The sequence below is a fragment of the Fibrobacter sp. genome (assembly GCF_045131395.1).
GTDB lineage: Bacteria > Fibrobacterota > Fibrobacteria > Fibrobacterales > Fibrobacteraceae > Fibrobacter.
On sequence record NZ_JBGUQY010000002.1, the window covers coordinates 118368 to 143385 of the forward strand.

The window sequence follows — 25018 nt, forward strand, 5'->3', positions numbered from 1 at the left end:
CATGCCCACATCCCAATCCAAAATTCTTGAATTGGAACTGCTCTACAAGATCAGTTCCATTCTGAACCAGACGCTGGATTTTGAAAGCGTCGCTCATCCGATTTTGGAAGTGGTGGAATCTACCATGGGCGTGGAACATGCGACCCTGACGCTGTATAACCGTCACACGGGCGAAATTTCCATTGAAATTGCAGAAGGCCTTTCAAATCGCCAGGCCCGTAAGGGCCGCTACAAGGTGGGCGAAGGCATCACGGGCCGCGTAGTAGAAACCGGTAAGCCCATCATCATTCCCTCTGTTGCCAAGGATCCGGACTTCTTGGATAGAACGGGACGCGGCAAGACCGAAGACAAGGCCTTCCTTTGTGTGCCCGTGATTATGGAGCACCAGGTGATTGGCGCCTTCAGTGCCGACGTGCAGAATCCAGTGGAAGATGAACTTCCTGAAAAACTTCGTTTGTTAGAAATCATCGCACAGATGCTTGCTGCGGCAGTGAAACTCCGTCGTGAAGCCCGCGAAGAAAATGAACTCCTAAAGGCCGAAAACGAACGCTTGACGCTGGAACTGAAAGACCGTTTCCACCCTGATAATATTATCGGCCGTTCCAGCGAGATGCAGCGCGTGTATGCGCAGATTGACCAGGTTTCGCGCAGTCCCCTGCCGGCACTCATCGTGGGCGAGGTCGGTACGGGCAAGGGTCTTGTGGCCGAGGCCATTCATTACCGCTCCGACCGCAACATGGGCCCCTTCGTCCGCGTCCATTGCGCCTCCATGCCTGAATCCGTTTTGGATCGTGAACTCTTCGGTAGCGAGCGTGGTGCCCTGGTGGGCGTCCTGGCCGAGACGCCGGGCCGCGTTGAACAGGCCGACGGTGGCACGCTTTTCCTCGACGAAGTGGGCGAGCTTTCACCGAACTTGCAGGTGAAACTTTTGCGGCTGTTGCAGCATGGCGAAGTCGAACGCATTGGCGCCCGCATTTCTAAAAAGGTGAACGTCCGCGTCATTGCGGCCACCACCAAGAGTTTGCAGCAGATGGTGGAAGAAGGGACCTTCCGCGAAGACCTTTACTACCAACTGCATATTTTCCCGATTTATGTGCCGCCTCTCCGCAACCGTAAAACGGATATCGTTCTTTTGGCGGACCATTTTGTGGAACACTATTGCCGTATCGTGGGCAAGAATGTCCGTCGTCTGGCGCGTACCACCATCAACATGCTCATGAGTTACCCGTGGCCCGGAAATGTCCGCGAACTGGAAAACGGCATTGAACGTGCGGTTCTCGTGACTGACGAAGATGTCATCTACCCCCACCATTTCCCGACCACGTTGCAGACTGCTGAAACCAGTGGAACTCCAGTGAACGGAAACCTGAAACGCATGGTGGAAGCCTACGAAAAGGACATCATCTGTGACGCCCTCAAAAGTAGCAAGGGCAAGATTGCCGCGGCTGCGCGGAGCCTTTCCACGACTCCACGCATCCTTACATACAAAATAAACCAGCTCGGCATCGACCTCGCTGGTTTCGGAAAATAGTTTTGTGGGGCTATGACCCCGTTTTTTAGTTGAATGTAGCCGAGAACATGACGTTGACGCCGTAGGCAGAAGCGTCGCCCAGATCCTTCTGGTCTTCGGCAGATCCGTAGGTGAATGCTACAGATACGCCTATACCCCAGTTGTCGCTGACCCACCATTCCTTACCGGCGGCAACTTGAACGCCGAGGCCTTTTTCGGTGGTGCCTTCTATGTCGTTGTCTTCGTCTGTGTTGTCCTGCAGGTTGAAATTGGCAAAACCGACGGAACCGCTGATAAAGATGTTTTCAGGTAAATAGTACGTAAGACCAACTCCGAGCATCGACAGGTTTTCGCTTTTATCGGAATAAGATCCTACCTTGCTTCCGCCTTTGGTTTTAAATTCGATTTCGCTGGTGTTGGTTACACCCAGGATTGTGGCATGCAGGAGGGTGTTGGTGGCGATACGTCCGCCAAGCTTAATGTCAAGTTCAGTAGAAACACCCTTTGCTTCCATGTCGTAGCGGGACTTATTGGCGTCATAAGTAAAGCCCTGATAGCCAAAGCCCAGTGCCAAGTTCAAGAAGAAACCGTCGTGGGTGTGAGGTTGAGATTCTGCCATAGCCATTGCTGCTATTGCAAGTACAGCAACAAATATCTTTTTCATTGGAAAAAGCCTCCTGAACGCGAATTAATTTGTCCAAATATAAATTAATTGGCTCTTATGTCAATGTTTTTGGTCTTTTTTTCGCTGTTTCCAAGTCCTCCAAAACGTATCCCGATTGAAAGACTTAGATCTCTTTCTATATTTTCCCCTTGGAAAAACAAAAGGATATAAAATGCAATTCCGTCCTGTAAAAGAACAGCTTGAAATTTTGATGCGCGGCGTTATCGATGTTGTGCCGCAAGATGAACTTGAAAAGAAGCTTCAGAAGTCTTATGATACCGGTGTTCCTCTCCGTGTCAAGATGGGTGTTGACCCCACGGCTCCGGATGTGCACTTTGGCCATACGGTGGTGATGCGTAAGCTCCGCCAGTTCCAGGATTTGGGCCATACTGTCGTGCTCATCGTGGGCGACTACACGGCTCAGATTGGTGACCCCAGCGGCCGCAACAAGGCCCGTCCCCGTCTTTCCCACGAACAGGTGCTGGAAAACGCCAAGGAATACCAGGAACAGTTCTTCAAGGTGGTCCGCCGCGACCAGGTGGAAATCCACTACAACGGTGAATGGTTCTCCAAGCTCCCGTTCAGCAAGGTGACCGAACTCATGGGTCAGTTTACCGTGGCCCAGATGCTCGAACGCGAAGACTTCCACAACCGCTATGCCGCCAATACGCCCATCAGCCTGCATGAATTCATGTACCCCATGATGCAGGGCTATGATTCTGTCGCCATCAATAGCGACGTGGAACTGGGCGGTACCGACCAAAAGTTCAACGTGCTTCGCGGTCGTGACTTGCAGCTTTTCGAAGGCATGGAACCGCAGATCGGTCTCTTCATGCCGATCCTCCTTGGTACCGACGGCAAGGTCAAGATGTCCAAGTCCATCGGTAACTACGTGGGCCTGAACGAGCCGGCCGACGTGATGTACCACAAGATTTACAGTCTGGCTGACAGCATCGTCGAAAACTGGTTCGAACTTCTGACCAACATCCCGCTTGAAGAAATCAAGCAGATGATGGCCGACATCGCCGCAGGCAAGATGAACCCCAACGATGCCAAGCACCGCCTCGCTATCGACATCGTGACGCAGTATTATGGCGCAGAAGCCGCCGAGGCCGCCGCTGCTAAGGAACGCGAAATCCACAGCGGTAATGCCATCCCGAGCGATGCTGCCGAATGCAGCGTGGCGGCCGGCACCTACGGTGCCCTGGACCTGCTCGTTGAAATCAAGGCCTTTGCCTCCAAGGGCGAAGCCCGTCGCATGGTCCAGAACGGCGGCGTGAAGATTGCTGGCGAAAAGCTTGCCGATCCGCAGTCCCAGATTGAAATCAAGGGTGGCGACCAGCTGGTGGTCCAGGTGGGCAAGCGCAAATTCTTCAAGGTGAATTTCTAGGATCATGTCTCAGGAAATCCTAATTCTCGGGCTCAATCCCGCTTGGCAGCGCTTGTTCTACGTGGACAAGTTTACGCCGGGCGAGGTTCACCGTATCGGAAAGATCGAAGAGTACGCTTCGGGCAAGGGCATCAACTGTGCTCTTGTACTTCACCTCTTGGGTGGAACTCCGCTCATGATGCACTTCTTGGGTTCGGAACATGGCCCAAGAATCTTCGATGAAATTTCTGCATACGGAATTCAGCAGGCGCCCGTATGGATTAAGGAACCGACCCGTATTTGCACCACCATCGTGAGTGAGGGCGAATCCACGGAGCTCATCGAGCCTTCGCCGGATCTTACAGAATACGAAAATGAGGACTTTCTCCAGACCATCAATGATTACTGGAGCTCGACCCAGAGTGTAGCCTTGTGTGGAACGTTCCCCCAGGGTTTCAATGTGGAACAACTGAACGCTCTTGATTTCGCTGGCAAAAAGATTTATGTGGATGCCATCGAAGATGTGGATGCCTGGCTTGAAAAGGGCGTGGAGCTCTTGAAAATCAATCTCAAGGAATACTGCAAGTTGCTTTCTAGGCTCGGGATTCCACAGGTGATGTCGAGCCCCCAGTTCTGGAAAATGACGGCGACTGCCGTGCTGGAACGGCTTCCGATCAAGAACCTTGTTGTAACCGATGAAGAGTCTCCGGTACGTGCCTTCCGCCTGGTAGAAAAGAAGTTCCAGGGCGTGCAGCTTTTGCCGCCCACGGTCCAGGTCAACAACCGTATCGGTGCCGGTGATTCTTTCTTTGCCGGTTGGCTTTATGCTGATTCCATGGGCCTTGACTTTGAACAGTGCCTCATCAAGGCGACTGCGGTTGCCTCTGCCCGCTGCGAGGTGGAACGTCCCTGCAATATCAAGGTGGAACGCGTTGCAGAACTTGAGGCGGCTATTGCCGATGCGGTAGAAAAACTGGAGTAGGCGATGGCTGTTGCAGACAATAGCTTCCCGAACAAGAATGACTTGTTTGCGTTTGCAACCCCTGCTGAATTTGCGTCGCTGTTTCCAGAATATGCCGGCTCTGCCGACAATGTCACTTTGGATAAATTAATTGAACTCTCGGGAAACCGCGGCTACGCCTGCATTCTCGGGATGGGAATCTTGAGTTTTTCAACGAATCTGTCTTGCTTGATTAGTTCTGCCAAACAGCGGGGAATCCGTTTTTCGGCGGTTTATATCCTCGGTGTCTGCGGAGCCTATCCCGGCCGCGGAATCAATGTTCTCGACGTGGTGCGCGTGGATTCTGAATGTGTGGGGGATATGGGCTATCAGGAAAAAGACGGTTCCTTTTCCCCGTTCCCCAGTAACCTCCGTGCCACGGCTGTCGAGCTTGCTCCCTTGCATTTGCGAAAGTTGAAATCTGCCGTAGGCCTTACGGTGAACTGCTGCACGGGCACTGAAGAATTGGGCTTGATACGGAGCAGGATGTTTGACGCCGATATCGAGAATATGGAAGGCGCCGCGGGGATTTCGGCCTGCATGGCTCACGGTATTCCCGTTTTCGAAATCCGTTCCGTATGCAATATGGCTACTACCCGCGACAGGGCTTCCTGGAAATTTGAAGAAGCTCTCGCCGTCCTCCGCAAAACGATTTTTGGATAATTACATGCGTCTCAAACTCGGTATTTCCACGTGTCCTAACGACACCTATATCTACGAGGCCCTAGTCCAGGGCCTTGAAAATTCTCCCTTTGAATGGGATGTCCATTTTGCCGATGTGCAGACCCTTAATGAAATGGTGCGTCGCGGAGAGGTTGATGTGGCCAAGGTGAGCGCCCAGGTGTACCCCAAAGTCGAAGGAGAATATGCCAGCCTTTCTTGCGGTGGCGCCATCGGATACGGTTGCGGTCCGCTGTTGCTTTCGTCTGTAGGCGACTCGTTTTGCCCCGAAAAACCGGTGGTTTTGCCCGGTGCAGACACGACTGCGGCCCTTTTGTTCAAGTTTTGGCATCAAAAAACGGGCAAATCCGAACAGAAAATCGAATATGCCCTATTTGACCAGGTGTATCGTTCCCTGCGCTCCGGAGAGGCTTCGCAGGGCGTTGTCATACACGAGCATCGCTTTACCTGGAAACGCGACGGCCTTTATCTGTTGCAGGATTTGGGGGCGTTCTGGGAAGAAAATACGGGTACACCCATACCGCTAGGAATAGGTGTTGCAAGGCGTTCCCTTGGAGAAGATGTTGTTCTTCAGGTGGAAAAGGAAATCCGCGAAAGTTTGAATATTGCCCGTAAGCGGGAAAATCTGGTGACTCCGTTTATCGATAAATTGGCCCAAATTGACGATCCGGATGTCATGGAAGCGCATATCCGGATGTTCGTAAATGACTTCTCCGAGAATGTCGGGGATAGGGGAAAAGCCTCCTTGGAGACCCTCTGGGCGTTAGTTCAGGGTGAATAATATGTTAAAAAATGAAAAAAAATGCGTTTTTCGGCGTTTTTTGAAGAATTTTTTACAAAACGGCGGATTTTTAGCATAAACTTTAATTTATTTTCCATACTGCATATTTTTATATGGAGTTTGCTTATGAGCTTAGTGAACGATCTTGAACTGGAAGTCGAGAACTTCAAGCGCGAGTACGAAAAGTTCGAGCGCGGAAACAAGTCTGCCGGCACCCGTGCCCGCAAGGTTTTGCAGGACATCAAAAAGACCTGCCAAGAGATTCGCGTGTCTATTCAAGGCGCGAAAAAGGAAGAGGAAAAGGCCGAACCGGCATCCGCCGATTGACCTTGAACGGGTTAGATATACCTCAATGAAACGATTTTATCGACATTTTCTCAATTATTTAGGCATTTTTTGCGAAAAGCGTTTGACTAATGCCGTTTTTGAAGGTATATTCCCACTTGAATTTTGCATTCGCCGTTTTGGCGGGTGTATAGGTTTTAATTTCAAAGTGTTCTATGATTGGAGAAACGTAGCAGTATGACCCTAAAGAAACTGGTCTTAATCACGGCCGGGGCGATGCTTCTTTCTGGAACCGCCATGGCAAAGAATATCAATGTTCCTGGCGACTATCAGAAGATTGCAGATGCTCTCGGTAATGCGGACGCCGGGGATACCATCCTTGTCAAACGCGGAACTTATAACGAAAACATCACCCTGATCATGGGTGTTGTACTTAAGGGCGAGGATCCCCACACGACCATCATCGATGGTGGCCGTAGAGGTCCGACCGTCATGGGTACTTCGGGCGCCGAAATGTCGCACTTCACCGTGAAGAACGGTCTCGAAGGTATCCTTTGCGAAAACGCCGCTCCCTACATTCACCACTGCTATGTGCTCGACAACCATGCCACGGGTATCGGTGCGTTCATCTCGCTCCCGCATCTCCGTAACAACGTGGTGTACGGCAACCGCTGGTCCGGCATCCTTGCTTGGGGTGCTAAGTCCCTCGATGCCTTTATCGAACACAACGTCGTGCTCCGCAACGGCTACTCTGGCCTTGCTCTGAAGGGCCCGACCAACGTGATTGCTCGTAACAACATCTTCATGGAAAACCACTACTATGGTGTGTTCGCCGACCCCGCTGCCGGCCAGACCAAGGTGGAATACAACAACATCTACAAGAACTACTATCCGTTCAACCAGTTCATCAAGGTGAACCGCACGAACGTTTCTTTGGATCCGAAGTTCATCAACCCCTCTCTCTCGCAGCCGAACTTCTACTGCCAGTCCACCTCGCCGATGCTCAAGCGCGGTAAGGGCAAGGCAGACATCGGTCTGACTGCCGCCGAACTGGTGAAGGAAGAAGAAGCGGTCGAAGAAACTCGTAATCCGGATAGCGATGGCGATGGCCTTTGCGATCCGTGGGTTTCCGAAGAAGGTGTTTCCGACAAGTATGCAAGCGTTTGCACCGGCCTCGACAACTGCCCCGAAGAAGCTGAAGATTTCGACGGCTACCAGGATGACGATGGCTGCCCGGATGCCGACAACGACCGCGACGGTCTCTGCGACCCGTGGGTTGAAGCCAAGGGTATGCTTGCTACCTTCGCTCACATTTGTAAGGGCGTTGACCTCTGCCCGGAACAGGCAGAAACTCTGAACAGCTATAAGGATGATGACGGATGCCCGGACGAAGTGCCGCAGCCGCCGAAGAAAGTCTTTGTGTTGGAAGGTGTGAACTTCGAATCCGGTAAGGCTACGATTACTCAGGATTCCTACATCTCCCTCATGAAGGTTGTGGACATTATGGAAACCTTCACTGAAGCAACCTTCGAAATTGTCGGTCACACCGATAACGTCGGTAAGAAAGAAAAGAACTTGCAGCTTTCTGCAGACCGCGCCGCTTCCGTGAAGAACTTCCTCGTGGAAAAGGGCATCAACGAAAGCCGTATCGTTACGAGCGGTAAGGGTGACACCGAACCGGTTGCCACGAACAAGACCCCTGAAGGCCGTGCCCAGAACCGTCGTATTGAGTTTATCCGTACGGATATCAAGTAAAGGAGTAAGTGATGCGTACTAGTGTTATTAAAACAGCAGTCCTTGGACTCACGGTAGCCAGCACTTCCTTGTTTGCAGAAGCCACTTATTCTCCGCACAAGTATCAGCAGAATGACTGGTTTGCAGAATTTGGTGGCAATACTGCCATGTATGTGAACCCCGCAGGAATTTCCGAAACTGACCAGTTGGAATTCAGCGCAGCGTTCTTTAGCTCTATCAGTGGTGAAGCTAGCCAGGAATACGTTAGCTTGACCTTCCCGATGGATTACAAGCACACTCTCGGTTTCTCGTTCTTCGAAAACGGTGCTTCCATTGACGGTGGCAAGTCTTACGGCGAATACGCCTTCTTGCTCGGTTATGCCTACAGGCTCATGCATTGCATCGCCTTGGGTATCGACGTGTCCGTGCTCTACATCAACCAGTTCGATGATGTGAAGCAGGTGACTGTCGGTTCCGACGTGGGCTTGAGCTGGAACCCGCTCAACTCTTCCAAGTTCGGTTACCTCTTGGTGGGCGTTGCCCTCCAGAACATCGCCCAGCCGGGCGTCAGCATGGAAGATAATGGTGGCTTCGTTGCCCCGGGTTTCTTCGGCGGCGACCGCGACGATGCTTACAACATTCCGTCTAACCTGAACTTCTCCCTCTTCTGGCGTGGTTTCAACCGCGTGATCGAAGCTAAGGCAGAACTTTCTCTCATCGACGTGTTCCATTCCGACTCCGAAGGTGGTGAAGGTTTGAATCCGGAAATGAGCTTCACTTTGACCTACTACCTCTCTCCGCACCTTGGTGTCCGCCTCCGCTTCACGAAGGAAGGTTACCCGGTTGCCGGCGCTACGGTTAACGTCAAGGACGTGAGCATCTTCCGTTACCTCGCTCTCGACCTCGAAATGTCTCACGATGACCTCTACGCCAAGAAGAACCGTGGCTTTATCTGGGCTGTCAAGCTCACCAGCCGTTTCGGTGACACTCGCGAAGAAAAGATCGGTGAAGAACGTTATCGTCGTTTGAAGATCGAACCTGAAAACGACTACCGCGCCGCTATGCGTCTCTACTTGAACCGTCAGTTCTTGGAAGCTGCATATGCCTTCGGTAAGGTTCAGACCAAGTACCCGGCATTCCACCTTGTGGACCAGGCCGCATTCTATAAGGCAAAGTCTTTCGAAAACCTCCGCATGCACAAGGCTGCAAAGTCTGTGTACGAAGACGCTATCAAGCGCTATCCGCAGAGTGACCAGCGCGCCAAGTACCACTTCCAGTTGATGAACATCGACTATAAGGAAGGCAAGTACATCGACGCTATGGCCAAGTACCAGAATATCGCTCAGAAGTTCGGTGAAAGCGACGTGAAGGCTGACGCTGACTACGTTGCCGGCCAGATCAAGTTCGAACAGGGCCTCTATCAGGAATCTGTCGACCTCCTCGCCGCCATTCTTCCGGGTAACGCCAACTACTTCTACGCCCGCTATACCATGGGTATTGCTTACAGCCGTCTCGGCAAGTTCGACGAAGCTGAAAACTGCTTCCGCGACATTACCGAACAGCCGGTGTCCAACCAGTCCGAACGCGACTTGCAGGACGCTGCCAAGGTGAAGCTCGGCCATATTTACTTCTCTGGCGAAAAGTCCGATATTCCGGCTGCCGCTCAGATGTATGGTCAGGTCCAGCCCGGTTCTCCGGTGTATGACGAAGCCATGCTCGGTATCGCTTGGTCCTTCCTCAAGGTGAACAAGCCCGATGAAGCTATCAAGCCGGCACAGTGGATTATCAAGAATATGCCTGAATCCTTCCTCGTGTCCGAAGCATACCTCGTTCAGGGTTACTGCTACTTCATCAAGAAGGATTACAACAATGCCGTGAAGTCCCTGGAACAGGCTGAAAAGCGCACCGAACAGCCGGTCGTGACCGTTGCTGCTCGCGACAGCGCCCGTCAGGCTTACGATTCCATGCAGGACGAATTCGACTCCGTGCAGGTCAAGGCTTTGGACCTCGCTCGCCAGCTCCCGACTCCGCGTGTGCAGAGCAAGCGCGAAGCCTTGCAGCCGAGCTTCGACAAGGCTAACCAAGCTATCGAAGATTACGCCGCATTCACTCAGAAGGCTATTCAGAGTGACCGTTTCGAATCCAACCGTAAGCGTATTTTGGATGACGCAGGCTTCACCTTGGCAACTGTTAAGACCAAGATGGGTCAGGGTGCAGCTAACTCCGAAGCTGCTCAGGAACTCGAAAGCCTGGATGACGACTTAGATCTCGGCGACGACGACGGCGGATTGGAATAACATGGAATAAATTAGACCTGGCTTGAAACAACCAGGTCTTCCCCTTTATTATCTTAATAAGTGGAAAAAGAAAAATGAAAAAATTTTTGCTTGTTGGTGCAATCGTCTGCTCGCTCGTAGGCTCCTCTTTTGCAGCGTCAGATCCTTGTAAAGACAAAGTCAATGAAGCCAAGAAATTGGCGGCCAAGTGTAAGGCGATGCCGAAAGGTTCTGAAAAGACCCAGTGCGCTAACTCTTACAAGGTGTTGAAGCACCAGGCCGAACAGGCTTGCCGTTCCGGTGGCCTCGATGAAAAGGGCATGGAAGATGCCATTCGCCAGTGGGAAAAGCAGGTAAATAACTGTAAGGGTAAGCAGAACAAGCGTTGCGCCTCTGCTCTCCAGCAGTTGGGTCATTACCAGTTCCAGCTCGAAGAAAAGCACTTCCTCGACAAGAACGCCCAGTATGAAGAAGATGTGGCATGGTGCGCTGACCGCGATAACAAGCCGGCAAAGTGCGCCAACATCGACCAGCTTCCGAAGGCTGATCACCAGAAGTCCTTGGGTTACTTCCTCGAATATATCGATAAGTATCCGAAGGAAGACAAGACTCCGACCGTGATTTACCAGGCTGCTGCCGTGCAGGAAGCTAGTGGTGAAGACGAAAAGGCATACAAGCTCCGTATGCGCCTCGTCGAAAACTTCCCGGATAACGGTCTCGTTCCGAAGGCTTGGCTCCGTATTGCGGAATACCACTTCATGAACCGTAAGTTCCGTGATGCAGTTAAGGCTTACAAGAAGGTGACTGGCTTCGAAACCCTTACCGGTAAGGAAGCTGCACTCGCCATGTATCACTTGGCTGAATCTTACTACAACATTGCAGAATACGAAACCGCTGCAATCAAGTACTACGAATATATCATTGGTGCTGATAAGGGTAAATACCCTGCAGACTTGCGCGCAGAAGCTATGGACTTCATGGCAGCCTCCTTCTCCGACCTCGAAGGTGGTGGTGTTGCCGAAGCTGAATCCTTCTTGAAGGACAAGAAGGTTCCGTTCAAGGACTCTGTGTATTACCGTATCGGTATGAAGAACAAGGACCACGACCGTAACGAAGAAGCCGTGCAGTCCTTCAAGCGCTTGATGTCCATCAACCCGGATTACATTGACGCTCCTCTTGCTGATATTGCGATGATCGAAATCCTCATCATCCAGCAGAAGTTCGAAGAAGCTCAGCAGCACCGCTACACTGTGGTGAAGCGCTATGACCGCAACTCTTCTTGGTACAAGAAGAATCAGAAGTATCCGGAATCTGTGAAGAACGCTGAAACTGCTATCCGTGGCGCTATGCTCGACATTCCGCAGTACCACCACGCTCGCGCTGCTAAGCTCACCAAGGAAGGTGACTTGGAAGCCGGTAAGAAGCAGTATGCTGAAGCTATCAAGGCTTACGAAGCTTTCCTGAAGCGCTATGCCAAGGAACCGACCTGGGACGAATACAAGGTTCACATCAACCTCGCTCTCGTGTACCAGGAAATGGGCCAGTTTGCTAACGCTGCCAAGATGTTCAACTGGATCGTTGACACTGATACCACTCGCTACGGCCGTCGCCCCATGGGCTCCGAAGCTCTCCTGAAGAAGGAAGAAGCTGCTTACAACGCCGTGCTCATGATGGACCAGTCTCGTGAAAACGCCAAGAAGAAAAAGTATGGCGACGATGCTGTGAAGGCATACAAGTCCGAAGAAACCAAGGCTTACTTCGATCAGGTTAACAAGTACATGGCCAAGTACGGCCAGAACAAGGAAGCTGCAGAACTTGCATACAACGCTGCCATCGTTCATTACGATGCCAAGCAGTTCAAGGTGGCTGTGGGCGTGCTCCGCAAGCTGAAGCAGGACTTCCCGAAGCATCAGTACATTTTGCTCATCAGCCGTATGCTTGCCCAGTCCCTCCTGGAATCTGGTCAGTATGACGAATCCCTCACCGAATTCGAATGGCTCTACAAGCAGTATACCCAGGTCAAGGAAACTCGCAATGACTCCATGGCCAAGGAAATCGAAAAGGCTATTGCCTACGTGCTCTTCCAGATGGCCGAACAGTCTGTCAAGCAGGGCCAGTATCAGAAGGGTGCTGAAGCTTACCTCGCTCTCGTGAAGCGTTACCCGCTCATCGACATCGCCGACAAGGCCGTGTTCGAAGCCGGTGCTGCCTATGAAAAGGACAATCAGTTCATCAAGGCTGCCGAAACCTTCATGATCCTCCCCAAGCAGTATGCTAAGTCTCCGCTCACCATCAAGGGTATCGTCCGTGCCGGTGACGCTCACAAGAAGGCTGCTAATGCCAAGAAGGGTGACCAGAAGTACTTCGAACAGGAATACCGCGAAGCTGCCCAGACCTACTTGTTCATCACGAACAACTTCCCGCAGGATTCCATGGCATTCATGGCTATCGGTTCTGCAGCCCAGGTCTACGACACCATCGCCGACAAGAAGTCTGCTGCTGTGACTTACGAACTTGCTTACAAGCGCTATCCGAAGGATGAACGTACTCCGGGCTACCTCTATAGCGCCTGCTTGAGCTACGACGAAGCCAAGATGACCGACGAAGCTATCCGCTGCTCCAAGGACCTCGTCCGCGACTATCCGAAGAGCTCCTACGCCCTCGACGCTGCCTTCAGCATCCCGATGGCTTACGGTAACGCTAAGAAGTGGGATCTCGCTGCTTCTGAATACCACAACTTCATCAAGGCTTACGGCCAGGAAGATAAGGAAAAGCTGATTGCTGCCTATATCGGTGCCGCTCGTGCCTACATGGAACTTAAGGAAGAAGACAAGGCTGTCGAAGACTACCGCAAGACTCTGGAAGCCTACGACAAGTACGGTCTGCAGATCAAGAACGCCGATCCGGGTGTTCCGGCTGAAGCTGCCTTCTACCTCGGTGAATACGAATACCACAAGATGGATCCGTATGTCCTGAAGGGCAAGGAAAAGGAAAAGGCCAAGATCATCAAGCAGTTGGTTGATATCCTGCAGAAGGCTATGAGCCAGTACTCCAAGTCTGCTACCTATGCATCTGAACGCTGGACCTTCAAGGCCACCAACAAGATGGGTATGCTCTTCGTGACCATGGCCGCCAAGATCCGCGAACAGGAACTGAACGGCAAGAAGGAAGAAGAAAAGTTTGCTGAACGTATCGGTATCGTGCAGCAGCTCCCGAGCTACTATGAACAGGCTCGTCCGATCTTCCAGAAGAACATCGACCTCGCTCGCGACCAGGGCTTCTACAACCAGGACGTGATCGAAGCTGAAGAAGGCTACATTGAAATGTACTACCAGGGCTGCGCTGTGTTCGTCGAAGTGGCTGACGCATTCGCCAACTCTCCGCTGCCGGACTCCGCTTCTATCGTGAAGGAATACGTTGAATATGAAGGCATGGCCAAGGAAGACGCCGTCGAAGCTGTCCACGAAGACTTGGAAGCTTACCGCGAAGAATTGACCAACCGTTCTAACGGTGCTAAGGAACTCGCTATCCCGCAGTGCGCAACCGGTATCAAGGCTGCTGCTCACTACGGTATCGAAAACCAGTGGACCGAAAAGCTCTTCGAACTCCTCAAGAGCCTCGATGAAAACAACGAGACCTTGAACACCAAGATTGAAAAGTTCGACCCGTCCACCTTGTTCTCTGACCCGGCTTACTTCAAGACCAAGGCTCGCTTGGAACAGATTGCTAAGTCCGAAGTCATGACTCCGGAAGAACAGATCAACACCTACCGCGAAATCATCAAGGATGCCAAGGCTGAAAACGAAAAGCTGAAGGCTGAACTTGCTGACCTCCAGAAACAGCTCGCCGGTGGTTCCGCTTCTAACGCCTCTTCTTCCATGGATTCCATGGACGATAGCGCTGCCGAAGCTTCTGAACCGGAAGCTGCCCCTGCTCCTGCTCCGAAGGCCAAGAAGAAGGCCAAGAAGAAGAAAAAGTAGCGGTAAAAACAATTTTACGGGGAACCTAGTTCATAGGGTTCCCCTATTCTATTAGGGTAAAAATGGCGTTTTTTGAGTAGTAAACAAGATTTTACCGGCTCGACTACACAATTTTGCCCTAAAAAAGATTAAATATGAACAAAGATTTTTCAAAATAAACCAAAACACTCAATCAAGGAGTACTCTAATGTCTAAAATGCTTCAATCCTTCAGCCCTGAATCTGATGGTTACCAGTTCATGTGGATCATCCTCGTGGTGTTCATGATCGGCCTCGGCTTCTCTGTTGAACGCTGCCTTTACATCATGGTGAAGAGCGCTAAGGGCCGTAAGGATTTCTTGGCCAAGTTCGGCACTCATATTTCTGCTCAGCGCTATGATGAAGCTCTCAGCTATGCCAACGCAACCAAGCTCCCGATCGCTCGCGTGATGGCTGCAATCGTTGCTGCCCGTAACGGTGGTCGCGAAACCATGTCTGCTGCTTGCGACGCAGTGTTCCTGACTGAAGCTCCCCGTCTGACTCGTTACATTAGCATCATCCAGGTTATGGCCTCCATCTCCACGTTGCTTGGACTTATGGGTACGATTTACGGTCTGATCTACACCTTCGACGCTGTGGCTAACAAGCCGGCTGCTGAACGTGCCAAGGCTCTTTCCGACGGTATTGCTATCGCTATGGGTACCACGCTCCTCGGCCTTCTCTCCGCTGTGCCTCTTCTGGTCATCGTGGGCCTCCTCAACATGAACTCCGAACGCCTTATCCAGGAAATGGAAGAAAAGGGCCTCAAGATTATCAACTCCCTCGCTTAATCGAAGATCGAGAGATAATTTTAACGGAGTTATAAAACATGGCAAAAGAACTCAAGAAACCAGCCAAGCCTGAAGAACCGGACCTGTTGCCGGCGATGGGCTTGTTTACCATCCTGATTCCTATGCTGTTGTCTATGACTGCCTTCTCCAAGCTCGCTATCGTTGAAATCAACATGCCGGAACGCAGCATGATGAACATGGATAACGAGACTCCTCCGGAACCGGACCAGCAGGCTCTGAACCTCTCGCTCGCCATCACGCCTGAATATCTCGTGATTGGTGCCCGCGGTGGTTTCCAGCCGAATGTCTACTTCAAGGAAATGTGGACGTTCCGTTGCAAGTCCGATGCGCAGCTTATTACTTATGCGCCGGAAGATGTGAAGTCAGCTGTAGAAAGCGGTCATGGCCCCAAGTGCAAAGATGGATCCGAAATGGATAAAGAGAAGTATCTCTACGAAATCGAAACCATCGAACTCTGGGCTATCAACAAGGAATCCGAAGAAGATCCGGGCCGCGTGATTTGGGCCGTGTATTCTTCTCAGTCTGAAAATGTACCGGACAGCGCTTACGTGGACGGCAACAACGCCTTCCTCGCAGCTCCTGGCGAAGGCGCCATGGGTCTTACCCCGCCGCCGATGCTCAAGAAGCCCAGCGCAGGTGCCGTTCTTGCAACCCTCACTCCGAATTCGGCTCGTAACCTGAAACCGGATGTGGCTGCCAAGAACATCATCTACCCGCTTTCCGCCTACGATTTGATCGCTAAGGACCTGATTCAGATCCATACGCAGTTCATTGACCTCGAAGACGTCGATAACATCATCATCGTTGCTAACGACGACACCCAGTTCGACAAGATCATTCAACTTATGGACCGTGCTAAAGAAGCCGGTTTCAGCAAGATCAACCTTGCTAAGCTGGGAGGTTAATCATGGCTAGAAAGACTCGTAAATTTAGCGAAGACGTACCTTTCTCTTTGACGTCCATGATGGACATGATGACCATCATTCTGGTGTTCATGATCAAGAACTTGGACGCTGAAGGTCAGCTTTTGACCCAGGCCGAAAACCTCATCCTTCCGGTGTCTACCTCCAAGGTGCAGCCGAAGGAAGTGGCTCTGACGGTCGTGGTCGATAACAACTATGTCGTGGTCGATAACGCAAAGATCGTTCCTACCGAAGACGTCTTGAAGCAAGAAGATCTTCTTGTGACCAAGGTGGACTCCGTTCTTAAGGAACGCCGCGCAACGGAACAGGAACACGCTCTTAAGATGGGCCTTCCTGCTGACGAAGCCGGTAACATCATTGTGCAGATCGACAAGAACATCCCTTACGATGCAATGTATAAGGTCATGGCCACCTGCGGCTTCTCTGGCTACACGCACATTGCATTCGCCGTGATGCAGAAGAACGGCGGGGAGGAATAACTATGGCTAAAAAGAATACTCCCGAAATGGATCCGTTAGTAGCGTCCCTGATGCCGGAATCCGACAAGAAGATGGGTGCTATTGCCGGTATCTCTTTAGTCGTTGCTTTGGCTATCTGCCTTTGGGCTTCCATGTACGAACAGGTGGTGGACGAAGTCGTGTTCGACGACTCTGCCGCTGCTGATCTTACTGCTTCTATGACCATCGATGAAAAGAAGGAAGAGAAGAAGGAAGAGAAGAAGAAGGAAGAACCCAAGAAGCCTCGTAAGAAGGCTGGTGGTGGCGGCAAGCCGCGTGGTAAGGGTCAGCCCAACGCTCCCCAGACTCGTGGTGTGCTTAAGCTTTTGACTGCTCAGACCAAGAATGCCTCTGCCGGTGCATATGACCTCATGAAGAACCAGAAGTTCTCCAAGGACATCGACAAGGTGCTCAAGGACGTGGCTGGCCTCCAGACGACGGGTAAGACCGTTCTCGGTGGTCGTCGCGGTAAGGCTGATGGTGGCTTTAACGAAGGTTATGCCGAAGGTGGTTCCGGTGGTATCGGTGACGGCCTGGCAGGTCTTCTCGGCGGCGGTGGCGGTGGTATCGCTACCAAGGCTAAGGGCTCCATCAGGACTCCGTCTGAACGCGATATCGACATGGGTGCCGGTGGTGGATCTCGTTCCGCTGCAGACATCATGAAGGTTGTGCGTCAGCGTACTCCTGGCCTGCGCCACATCTACAACAAGTTCCTGAAGAAGAAACCGGGCTTCCAGGGTAAGGTTACCTTGAAGTTCACGATCGCTCCGGGTGGCGAAATCATCAGCATCTCCATTGCTTCTTCTACGACCGGTTACGGCGAATTTGACGGCGAAGTCAAGACCGCTGTGAGCCGCTGGAAGTTCAGCAAGGTGAAGTCTGGTAACACCACTGTTACGATCCCGTTCACCTTCTCCGAATAATTCGGCGAAAACTTGAAAAAAGACCGGACTCCTCAGTCCGGCCTTTTTGTTATACGTAAACAACGAAATACGGGAACTCCAAAAGGATTAGTCAGTCGTTGTTTACCCTTCGCTCCGACAACAGGCTACAGGCCTGTTGTCTCTGCTCGGCCTTTTTTGTATAAAAAAAGTTGGCTTTTGTTTAAAATTTTGTTGCGTTTTACGTTTAATTAAACTAACTTTAAAGCAGAAATTTCAATAGGAGTTTTCCAATGAACTTAAGAACAGCTGCCGCGGTTGGTGCCGCATTCGGTATTCTTGGAGTCGGTTCCGCGTTCGCTACTTTTGCACGCGTAGAATCCATGGGCAAGAACACGACCTACATCATGGATGATGTGAGCATTTTTGACAACCCTGCCAATGCTAACCTGTACTCCAACTATTTGATCGGTGGCTTTGGTGCTTATACCGACAACAACTTGACGGCTGGCGGAAACGTTGATCCGCAGCATCCGACTTTCGGCGGTATCTTCTCCATTTCTTTCGGTGATGACAACAATCCCGATCCGAAGTTCACGATTGGTGGTCTTTTCGGCCGTATCAACCAGGACCTCGCCATGTATCTGCCGGACTATGTGCAGGTTGGTAAGAGAGGCTACGTGGTTGTTCCCGAAACCGTGACCAACTTCGACGGTTTCTTGGGCGGCACTTTCTCTAGCGGCGACGCTTGGGGCTTGCACATTTACATCGCCCACCAGGATGGTGGCGACCTCGATGAAAGCGGTGTCTATCAGCCGGATAGCAAGGCTTACGCCTCTATCGTTCAGTTGGACGCTGGTTTGAACTTCCAGCTGGGCAGCGGCACCTCTTACGAATTGTCCGGTGGCATTGCTCGTGTCCAGTACGGCCCGGAACATCACAACTTCTTTGATGATGGCGACTTCTCCATTCTCGGCAAGGCTCGTGCCTTCTTTACTCTCGAAGCCATTGACGGTGAATTGGTTCCTGCTGCTAACATTAAGCTCGCTCAGTCTCCTGGTATCGAGGACAAGCTCGCCCAGGCCGGCATGGGTATCAACGTGGCTATGGACCGTGGCTTCTTCTGGTTGGGCCTCGACTTCATCTGGAACCAGACGAAGGCTCATGACTGGTTCTATGACAAGGCTTTGAATGGCGGCGCATGGGTTTATGATTCCCGCAACGAAGACGATCCGCATTGGGACAAGCGTTCCGATATCGGTGGCAAGATCAGCTTCGGTATCGAACGTAATATCTGGTGGGATTGGTTCGTGATTCGCGTGGGTGGCCAGAAGTCCATCCTCTACACCGATTGCGATGTGAACTCCAAGAACGAATACACCTCTGACCGCTATGGCATTTGCAAGGACGATGGTACGTTCTTCTCTACCAATCCGCTGGCTGACGGTTCTGCCGACGACCATGTCGGTTTCGGTTTCGGCATCAACATCGAAGAACGCCTGAAGATCGACGTGACCGTTGCAGAAGACCTGCTGTTCCGCAACCCGTTCCAGGGTGAAGGCCGCTTCTTCTCTCGTCTCGATGCAACCTACTCGTTCTAATTAGAACCTCGGACTTGAATGTGAAGACGCCCCTCCATGAGGGGCGTTTTTGTTGCTTTTGGAGCCCCCTTTCTTCTGCTGCAATTTTTCTACTTTAGGGACATGAAACTACTTGTTAGCGCATTGGCTCTTGCCGCCCTGCTTGTGGGCTGTTCTGAACCGACGGAACGTATTGAAAACAAATTAACTGAATACTTGCAGGACGATTTGAAATTCATGGTCGCCGAAACCATGAAGGCTTCCAAGACTCGTGAAGGCCTCTTGGATACGCCCTATTACCGAGTGAAGGACTTTAGGTTGTTCGATGGCGCGGAGGCCCGCATTTATGCGGCCTATGCCGAAGTAGATTTCTTTATCTACAAAGACATTGCCATGCATGAAAAGCGCAAATACCGCTATGACGTAAGCACCCGTGGATGGGACCGCTACAAGAAGGAATGGAAGTTCGGTGCGGACTCACTTCGTTAGTTTTTTTTATATTTCTTAAAGGAAGTTGAATCTTAAAAAAGGATTGGATTTTGTTCGGCCTCTTTTCTTGCGATATCGGTATTGACCTGGGCACGGCGAATACGCTTGTTCATGTGGACGGTCAGGGAATAGTTATCAATGAACCTACGGTTATTGCAGTGGACAGCAAGAATAACCGTGTATCTGCCATCGGTTTCGAAGCGAAAAAGATGCTTGGCCGTACGCCTGGCGAAAGCCGTGCGGTGCGCCCCATGCGCGATGGCGTGATTGCCGATTTCGAATTGGTCGAAACCCTCTTGCAGACTTTCATCAAGCGCGTGCAGAAGTACCCGCTGTGGATGGTGAAACCTCGCGTGGTGGTCGGTGTGCCTTCCGGCATTACCGAAGTGGAAAAGCGTGCCGTGATCGATGCCGCCAAGCAGGCCGGTGCCAAGGAAGTTCACCTGGTGCACGAACCCATGGCTGCCGCTATCGGTATGGGTATCCCTGTAGAAGACCCTGTTGGTAACATGGTTGTGGATATTGGTGGTGGTACCTCCGATATCGCCGTAATCGCTTTGAATGGCACCGTCTGTAACGCCTCTGTGCGCGTGGGCGGTGACGAAATGGACGATGCTATTGTCCGCTATCTGCGCACTATGTACAACCTTTGCGTGGGCGATAGCACTGCCGAACAGATCAAGATCCAGATTGGCTCTGCAAGCCCGCTGGAAGAAGAACTGACCATGGAAGTGAAGGGCCATGACTTCTTGGCCGGCATGCCGCGTACGACTACGATTAACAGTGCCGAAATTCGCGAAGCCCTGAACGAACCTGTGACCGCCATTATCGAAGCGGTGAAGCAGGCCTTGAGCATTACTCCGCCGGAACTCTCTGCCGATATTTACGACAAGGGTATTATCATGACGGGTGGTGGCTCGCAGTTGCGCGGCTTTGACGAACGTATCCGTAAGGAAACGGGACTCTCGGTGAACGTGATTGATGAAGCTTTGACTTGCGTCTGCAAGGGTGCAGCCCGCATTCTTGAAGACTTGGATAAATACCGCCCGGTTTTGATTGCTTCCTCGAACTAACTTGACAGGGTTCGATGCTTAGGGCGATTCGCTTTATTGTCGACTTATTTACGCAAAGGCACGGTATCGTTGCCTTTGTCTTTTTCTTGGCTCTTGGCCTGCTGATGCGTCAGTCTCCGACGCCGATTCGCGAAAGCATTGTTTCGACGGCGGTTTCTACGCTTTATTTCCCGGCTCAGCGGATTGTGTCTGCGGTGGGGCATTACAAGGCCATTGCTGAAGAAAATGAACAGCTGAAAGAAGAAAACGCACGCTTGAGGCAAGAAACCTACCATGCCCGCGAAGGCCTGCAGGAACTGGCCCGACTGCATACGCTAGTCCGATTTGACGACAAGTGGGATTTCCCCATTGTGACGGCCCGCGTGATTGGGCACAATCCCGGAAGGTTCCTGACGACCATGGTGATTAACCGCGGTACGGAACATGGCGTAAAAGAGAACATGCCCGTGTTTTCGATGAATGGTTTGGTAGGAAAGATTTCGAAGGCCACCTATAACCATTCCCGAGTGCAGTTGCTGGTAGACCCGAATCTTAAGTTGTCTGTAATGGACCGTCGTACCCGCGTGGTCGGATTCCTGGAATCCATGGATGGCGTTCGCTTGACGGCTCTTGTGCCGACTCATGCCGGAGTCCATGCTGGCGACACCTTGGTGACTTCGGGCTTGGGAGGAATCTTCCCGAAGGGTATTCCTGTCGGAACGGTAAAGGATGTCCGTAAGTCGGACCTTGATGTGATGCGCCAGATGGAAGTGAGTCCATTCCAGGATTTCTCGATTCTTGAAGAAGTGTTCGTGATGGAAAAAGAACCGGATTGGATTATCAAGGAGCTGCTCGATGAATAACTTGGGTTGGCTCAAGACTTTTATCATGTTTGTAATCGTGTTTGCCTTGCAAATGACGGTTGCCGACTGGCTTAGCTTTTTTGACATTGCCCCTGACTTTATAATCATCTTCATTGTGGCGGTTGCCATTAGAAGGGGACCTACTGCAGGATGTTTCTGGGGCTTTGTTGCTGGCTTTACGCAAGACGTGTATGCTCCGGTGGAATGGCTCGGTGCAAATGCGATTTCGATGACTGTGCTGGGTTATGCAGTGGGTCAGCTGGAAGAAAGATTCCTGTCGTTGAATATGCCTGCGAAGGTAGGTGTTCTTGGTCTTGGATTTTTCGTGTGCGACATGATTTACTATGGCATTACCGGTCTTTCCAAGGATGTGGTGACTAACCTGTTCTTGACGAAGTCTATTCCGGAGTGCATTTATACGATGTTGATTGGCGGAATATTCTTCTACCTGGATATAGGCAGTAAAAAGAAAAAGCATGCTTAAGGGAATGTCTGAAAACGAGACCCTGCAAAACAGGAACTGGAATGTATTGATTTACATGACCGGTGTTGTAATCTTGTTTTTCATTCTTTTGATGCGCCTGTTCTCGTTGCAGTATACGCATTACGACGAGAACCTGCAGCGTTCCGAAAACAACCGTATCCGTAAAGTGGTTTTGGTGGCCGAGCGCGGTTACATCTATGACCGCAACGGCGAGGTGCTGGTGCGCAACCGTCCTTCGTACCAGATTGCCATTTCTTCCATGAACATGCCCCGCAAGAAGGCGGATAGGGATTTGCTGTTCCAGAAGCTGCTCGGTATCCGTGATACGGCCGGGGAACGCCTGTTCGATTCCCTGTCCCTGGATACGGCGTTTCAGCGTTCCCGCTGGATCAAGAATAGGCCTATCCGCTTGCTGGAAGATGCCACCGCCGAACAGGTGGCCATTATTGAAGAACGTTCCGAAGAATTGCCCGGCGTGATGACGGTGATTGAATCCAGGCGCGAATACCCCTATGGGACTTTAGCGTCCCATGTGCTGGGATACACCAGCGAAATTTCGGAAGAACAGCTTAAGTTGCCGGAATACGAAGGCTATACGCAGGGTGACCGCATTGGCCAAAAGGGACTTGAACAGTTTTACGACAAGGAGTTCCGTGGCGTAAACGGCATGAAGCTTGTGGAAGTGAATGCTTCTGGTCGTGAGGTGGGCACGGTCGACGGTGTCGAAGGCACAGAACCCGTGCCCGGACTGCGCTTGGTGTCGACCATTGATTTGCGCTTGCAGAAAGTAGCCGAAGAGGCCATTCCCGATTCGGCGAAGGGGGCGCTGGTGGCCATTGATCCGCGGAGTGGTGAAATTTTGGCCATGGTTTCTTCGCCGAGACTGGACCCCAATATTTTCTCGCTGAAAAAGCGTGAGCGCAACAAGGGTTGGGCTCACGTGGCTCTGGATACCATGAGGCCGCTTACGAACCGTGCGATTTCGGGTACGTATCCGCCGGCATCTATTTTTAAATTGGTGACGGCGGGAGCTGGTCTTGAAAGCGGAATCTTGACGGAGAACAAGTATTATTCCAAGTCCTGTACGGGTGGCTACCAGTACGGGGCGCGCTACCAGAAATGCTGGGGCACTCACGGTAGCTTGAATGTAGTGAACGCCATCCGCCTGAGTTGCGACGTGTTCTTTTACCAGGCGGGTCTCGACATTGATATGAACCGCATCAATGAATTCGGTCGGCGTTTTGGCCTGGGCGAAAAGCCTCTCGGAGTGGACATTCCTGGCGAAAAAGCGGGGTGGCTTCCGGATTCGGCGTCCTTCAACCAGAAAAATAAGCGTCTGGGCTGGCGTTGGGCCCGCGGTCTTATCTTGAACCTTTCCATTGGGCAGGGACAGATTGTGACGCCCTTGCAGCAGGCAACCTTGATTGGGTCCCTGGCTACCGGCAAGGGAGTTTATAGGCCACACTTTATGAAGGAACTGCGCGATAACCATGGGAACGTGGTGCGTCGTTACGAACCCGAAATTATTCGACCCGGCAACATGAAGCCCTACACACATCGTATTTTGCTTGCGGCCATGGATTCGGTGGTGAACCATCCGGGTGGTACCGGTAAACGCGGGGCGTTGCCCAATGTCCGTGTAGGAGCAAAGACCGGTTCTGGTGAATGGAAGAAGGGCGAAAAGACCCATGCCTGGTATGCGGCAGTTGCTCCTCTGTATGATCCGGAAATTGCCGTGGCCGTGATTATGGAAGCGGCTGGCGGTGGTGGCGCCGTGTCTGGCCCTATTGCCAAAAAAGTGATGGAAGCCTATTTTGAAAACAAGGAAAAGGAGGCGGGAAAAAATGAAACCCAAACGGCTCCTTGACCATTCGTTGAAATTTGACTGGATGTTTATCGTGCTTACGCTTGCCCTGATGAGCGTGGGTGTGGCCCTTGTGTATTCGGCGACCATTGCCGAAGATGCCTCTGTGGTCGAATTGTTCTGGTTCAAGCAGATTATCTATTTCGTTTTCGGCAGTGCCTTTGCGGCGGCTTTGGTGTTTGTGCGTATCGACTGGTTGAAGCGAGCCGCCATACCCTGCTACGCGTTGGCCCTGGTGTTGCTTGTCGTGGTGTTGTTCTTTGCCGGAGATGTGGTAAAGGGCGCCGGTCGTTGGATTGACCTGGGAATTTTCAAATTGCAGCCCTCGGAATTCGCAAAGATTGCTTACTTGCTGACCTTCTCCTATTGGCTTTCGAAACATCCCGTTAGCTTGTATAAGATGAAGACCTTCGTGGTGCCTTTCTTCTTGTTTATTGTGCCTTTTGCCCTGGTGTTGAAACAGCCTGACTTGAGTACGGCCTTGGTGTTTATCGCTGTGACCATGGTTGGGTTCTTTTTTGCAGGGCTTACCCTGACCGACATGTTCCTGATTGTAAGCCCGGTATTTTCGGTGTTGTTTTCTCATTCCCAGGATATTGTTTTCGAGATTCTTTGGGGGCTTCTGATTTGTCTGGTGGTGTTTGCCCTTTTCCGTCGCAGGCTTCCGAAAGTCTTGACGGCGATTATTCTGATGGCGAATATTTTTGCGGGTTATGCAAGCACCATGGCCTGGAACATGCTGGAACCCCATCAGCAGAAACGCGTGAACACCTTCCTTGACCCCATGAGCGATCCGCTGGGTGATGGCTATCAGGTGTTGCAGTCCTTGACGGCAATCGGCTCGGGTGGCCTGACCGGCAAGGGCTTTGGAAACGGTTCTCAGACCAACCTAGCCTTTTTGCCCGAAGAACATACGGACTTTATCTTTAGCGTTCTGGGGGAACAGTTCGGCTTTCTGGGTTGCGCCTTTGTGCTCGTGCTTTACGGCCTTTTCCTGTGGCGAGCCACATCTATCAGCAAGCAGTCCTCGGACCCCTTTGTGACATTGATGGTCATGGGCGCGTCGACGATTTTCCTGTTCCATATCCTGGTGAACATCGCCATGACTATCGGGCTAATGCCGGTGACAGGATTGCCCTTGCCCTTCCTCTCTTACGGCGGATCCTTTGCCCTTACCTGTATGGTGTTGGTGGGATTCCTGCTTTGCCTGCGCTATCAGGCCCGTAGGAGATAGTTCGGGACTTAGAACCCAAATCCCCGCTTTTTACGAATCTGG

At 51.7% G+C, this 25018-nt stretch carries 21 protein-coding genes; 20 read left to right on the plus strand and 1 reads right to left on the minus strand.

The features are described from left to right. Position 1 precedes the first annotated feature (1 nt). Entirely contained in the window at positions 2–1531 is a 1530-nt protein-coding gene (locus tag ACJMNB_RS00465) for a sigma-54 interaction domain-containing protein (RefSeq protein WP_405337736.1), read from the plus strand. A 25-nt stretch (positions 1532–1556) separates the two neighbouring features. On the opposite strand, the gene ACJMNB_RS00470 is transcribed toward ACJMNB_RS00465, so the two are convergent. Beyond that, entirely contained in the window at positions 1557–2174 is a 618-nt protein-coding gene (locus ACJMNB_RS00470) for a hypothetical protein (RefSeq protein ID WP_405337739.1), read from the minus strand. A 172-nt stretch (positions 2175–2346) separates the two neighbouring features. On the opposite strand from ACJMNB_RS00470, the gene tyrS reads away from it, so the two are divergent. The 19 genes from tyrS (at position 2347) to rodA (ending at position 24976) form a co-directional block, all read left to right on the plus strand. After that, entirely contained in the window at positions 2347–3564 is a 1218-nt protein-coding gene (tyrS, locus tag ACJMNB_RS00475) for a tyrosine--tRNA ligase (RefSeq protein ID WP_405337742.1), read from the plus strand. A 4-nt stretch (positions 3565–3568) separates the two neighbouring features. Further along, positions 3569–4525, plus strand: a complete 957-nt coding sequence (locus tag ACJMNB_RS00480) for a 1-phosphofructokinase family hexose kinase (protein ID WP_405337745.1) — start codon at positions 3569–3571, stop codon at positions 4523–4525. A 3-nt stretch (positions 4526–4528) separates the two neighbouring features. Further along, complete coding sequence (locus tag ACJMNB_RS00485; RefSeq protein ID WP_405337748.1) at positions 4529–5206, plus strand: futalosine hydrolase; 678 nt, start codon at positions 4529–4531, stop codon at positions 5204–5206. 4 nt (positions 5207–5210) lie between these two features. Continuing rightward, the gene (locus tag ACJMNB_RS00490; protein WP_405337751.1) at positions 5211–6005 is read left to right on the plus strand and encodes a 1,4-dihydroxy-6-naphthoate synthase; all 795 of its coding nucleotides are present in this window, start codon (positions 5211–5213) and stop codon (positions 6003–6005) included. Positions 6006–6131: 126 nt separating this feature from the next. Continuing rightward, positions 6132–6332, plus strand: a complete 201-nt coding sequence (locus tag ACJMNB_RS00495; protein WP_072801029.1) for a hypothetical protein — start codon at positions 6132–6134, stop codon at positions 6330–6332. Between the two features lie 195 nt (positions 6333–6527). Continuing rightward, complete coding sequence (locus ACJMNB_RS00500; protein ID WP_405337754.1) at positions 6528–8045, plus strand: OmpA family protein; 1518 nt, start codon at positions 6528–6530, stop codon at positions 8043–8045. An 11-nt stretch (positions 8046–8056) separates the two neighbouring features. After that, positions 8057–10321 carry a tetratricopeptide repeat protein gene (locus ACJMNB_RS00505; RefSeq protein WP_405337757.1) on the plus strand — a complete coding sequence of 755 codons (2265 nt, stop codon included), beginning with the start codon at positions 8057–8059 and terminating at the stop codon, positions 10319–10321. Positions 10322–10395: 74 nt separating this feature from the next. After that, positions 10396–14280, plus strand: coding sequence for a tetratricopeptide repeat protein (locus ACJMNB_RS00510; protein WP_405337760.1), 3885 nt, complete (start codon positions 10396–10398; stop codon positions 14278–14280). Positions 14281–14467: 187 nt separating this feature from the next. Then, entirely contained in the window at positions 14468–15088 is a 621-nt protein-coding gene (locus ACJMNB_RS00515) for a MotA/TolQ/ExbB proton channel family protein (protein ID WP_072801025.1), read from the plus strand. 38 nt (positions 15089–15126) lie between these two features. Then, positions 15127–16014: an ExbD/TolR family protein gene (locus tag ACJMNB_RS00520; RefSeq protein WP_405337763.1), complete on the plus strand. Its 888-nt coding sequence runs from the start codon at positions 15127–15129 to the stop codon at positions 16012–16014. Positions 16015–16016: 2 nt separating this feature from the next. Then, complete coding sequence (locus ACJMNB_RS00525) at positions 16017–16511, plus strand: biopolymer transporter ExbD (protein ID WP_072801023.1); 495 nt, start codon at positions 16017–16019, stop codon at positions 16509–16511. A gap of 2 nt (positions 16512–16513) precedes the next feature. Next, the gene (locus tag ACJMNB_RS00530; RefSeq protein ID WP_072801022.1) at positions 16514–17452 is read left to right on the plus strand and encodes an AgmX/PglI C-terminal domain-containing protein; all 939 of its coding nucleotides are present in this window, start codon (positions 16514–16516) and stop codon (positions 17450–17452) included. A 251-nt stretch (positions 17453–17703) separates the two neighbouring features. Then, a complete protein-coding gene (locus ACJMNB_RS00535; protein WP_405337766.1) occupies positions 17704–19011 on the plus strand; it encodes a hypothetical protein in 1308 nt (435 codons plus the stop codon). 102 nt (positions 19012–19113) lie between these two features. Then, positions 19114–19479 carry a hypothetical protein gene (locus ACJMNB_RS00540; RefSeq protein WP_405337769.1) on the plus strand — a complete coding sequence of 122 codons (366 nt, stop codon included), beginning with the start codon at positions 19114–19116 and terminating at the stop codon, positions 19477–19479. A 50-nt stretch (positions 19480–19529) separates the two neighbouring features. Next, positions 19530–20552: a rod shape-determining protein gene (locus tag ACJMNB_RS00545; protein WP_405337772.1), complete on the plus strand. Its 1023-nt coding sequence runs from the start codon at positions 19530–19532 to the stop codon at positions 20550–20552. A 14-nt stretch (positions 20553–20566) separates the two neighbouring features. Next, positions 20567–21394 (plus strand): rod shape-determining protein MreC, encoded by an 828-nt coding sequence (gene mreC, locus ACJMNB_RS00550; protein ID WP_405337775.1) that lies wholly within the window; start codon positions 20567–20569, stop codon positions 21392–21394. Then, complete coding sequence (gene mreD, locus ACJMNB_RS00555) at positions 21387–21878, plus strand: rod shape-determining protein MreD (protein ID WP_405337778.1); 492 nt, start codon at positions 21387–21389, stop codon at positions 21876–21878. Before mreC ends, mreD begins: the two co-directional genes overlap by 8 nt. Continuing rightward, positions 21871–23745, plus strand: coding sequence for a penicillin-binding protein 2 (gene mrdA / locus ACJMNB_RS00560; protein WP_405337781.1), 1875 nt, complete (start codon positions 21871–21873; stop codon positions 23743–23745). The genes mreD and mrdA overlap by 8 nt, the downstream gene beginning before the upstream one ends. Next, complete coding sequence (gene rodA / locus ACJMNB_RS00565; protein WP_405337784.1) at positions 23723–24976, plus strand: rod shape-determining protein RodA; 1254 nt, start codon at positions 23723–23725, stop codon at positions 24974–24976. The genes mrdA and rodA overlap by 23 nt, the downstream gene beginning before the upstream one ends. Positions 24977–25018 lie beyond the last annotated feature (42 nt).

What these genes read in the sequence shown, in the direction of transcription:
- ACJMNB_RS00465 (WP_405337736.1), top strand. Translation starts at nt 2, where the DNA reads ATGCCCACATCCCAATCCAAAATTCTTGAATTGGAACTGCTCTACAAG.
- ACJMNB_RS00470 (WP_405337739.1), bottom strand. Translation starts at nt 2,174, where the DNA reads ATGAAAAAGATATTTGTTGCTGTACTTGCAATAGCAGCAATGGCTATG.
- tyrS (WP_405337742.1), top strand. Translation starts at nt 2,347, where the DNA reads ATGCAATTCCGTCCTGTAAAAGAACAGCTTGAAATTTTGATGCGCGGC.
- ACJMNB_RS00480 (WP_405337745.1), top strand. Translation starts at nt 3,569, where the DNA reads ATGTCTCAGGAAATCCTAATTCTCGGGCTCAATCCCGCTTGGCAGCGC.
- ACJMNB_RS00485 (WP_405337748.1), top strand. Translation starts at nt 4,529, where the DNA reads ATGGCTGTTGCAGACAATAGCTTCCCGAACAAGAATGACTTGTTTGCG.
- ACJMNB_RS00490 (WP_405337751.1), top strand. Translation starts at nt 5,211, where the DNA reads ATGCGTCTCAAACTCGGTATTTCCACGTGTCCTAACGACACCTATATC.
- ACJMNB_RS00495 (WP_072801029.1), top strand. Translation starts at nt 6,132, where the DNA reads ATGAGCTTAGTGAACGATCTTGAACTGGAAGTCGAGAACTTCAAGCGC.
- ACJMNB_RS00500 (WP_405337754.1), top strand. Translation starts at nt 6,528, where the DNA reads ATGACCCTAAAGAAACTGGTCTTAATCACGGCCGGGGCGATGCTTCTT.
- ACJMNB_RS00505 (WP_405337757.1), top strand. Translation starts at nt 8,057, where the DNA reads ATGCGTACTAGTGTTATTAAAACAGCAGTCCTTGGACTCACGGTAGCC.
- ACJMNB_RS00510 (WP_405337760.1), top strand. Translation starts at nt 10,396, where the DNA reads ATGAAAAAATTTTTGCTTGTTGGTGCAATCGTCTGCTCGCTCGTAGGC.
- ACJMNB_RS00515 (WP_072801025.1), top strand. Translation starts at nt 14,468, where the DNA reads ATGTCTAAAATGCTTCAATCCTTCAGCCCTGAATCTGATGGTTACCAG.
- ACJMNB_RS00520 (WP_405337763.1), top strand. Translation starts at nt 15,127, where the DNA reads ATGGCAAAAGAACTCAAGAAACCAGCCAAGCCTGAAGAACCGGACCTG.
- ACJMNB_RS00525 (WP_072801023.1), top strand. Translation starts at nt 16,017, where the DNA reads ATGGCTAGAAAGACTCGTAAATTTAGCGAAGACGTACCTTTCTCTTTG.
- ACJMNB_RS00530 (WP_072801022.1), top strand. Translation starts at nt 16,514, where the DNA reads ATGGCTAAAAAGAATACTCCCGAAATGGATCCGTTAGTAGCGTCCCTG.
- ACJMNB_RS00535 (WP_405337766.1), top strand. Translation starts at nt 17,704, where the DNA reads ATGAACTTAAGAACAGCTGCCGCGGTTGGTGCCGCATTCGGTATTCTT.
- ACJMNB_RS00540 (WP_405337769.1), top strand. Translation starts at nt 19,114, where the DNA reads ATGAAACTACTTGTTAGCGCATTGGCTCTTGCCGCCCTGCTTGTGGGC.
- mreC (WP_405337775.1), top strand. Translation starts at nt 20,567, where the DNA reads ATGCTTAGGGCGATTCGCTTTATTGTCGACTTATTTACGCAAAGGCAC.
- mreD (WP_405337778.1), top strand. Translation starts at nt 21,387, where the DNA reads ATGAATAACTTGGGTTGGCTCAAGACTTTTATCATGTTTGTAATCGTG.
- mrdA (WP_405337781.1), top strand. Translation starts at nt 21,871, where the DNA reads ATGCTTAAGGGAATGTCTGAAAACGAGACCCTGCAAAACAGGAACTGG.
- rodA (WP_405337784.1), top strand. Translation starts at nt 23,723, where the DNA reads ATGAAACCCAAACGGCTCCTTGACCATTCGTTGAAATTTGACTGGATG.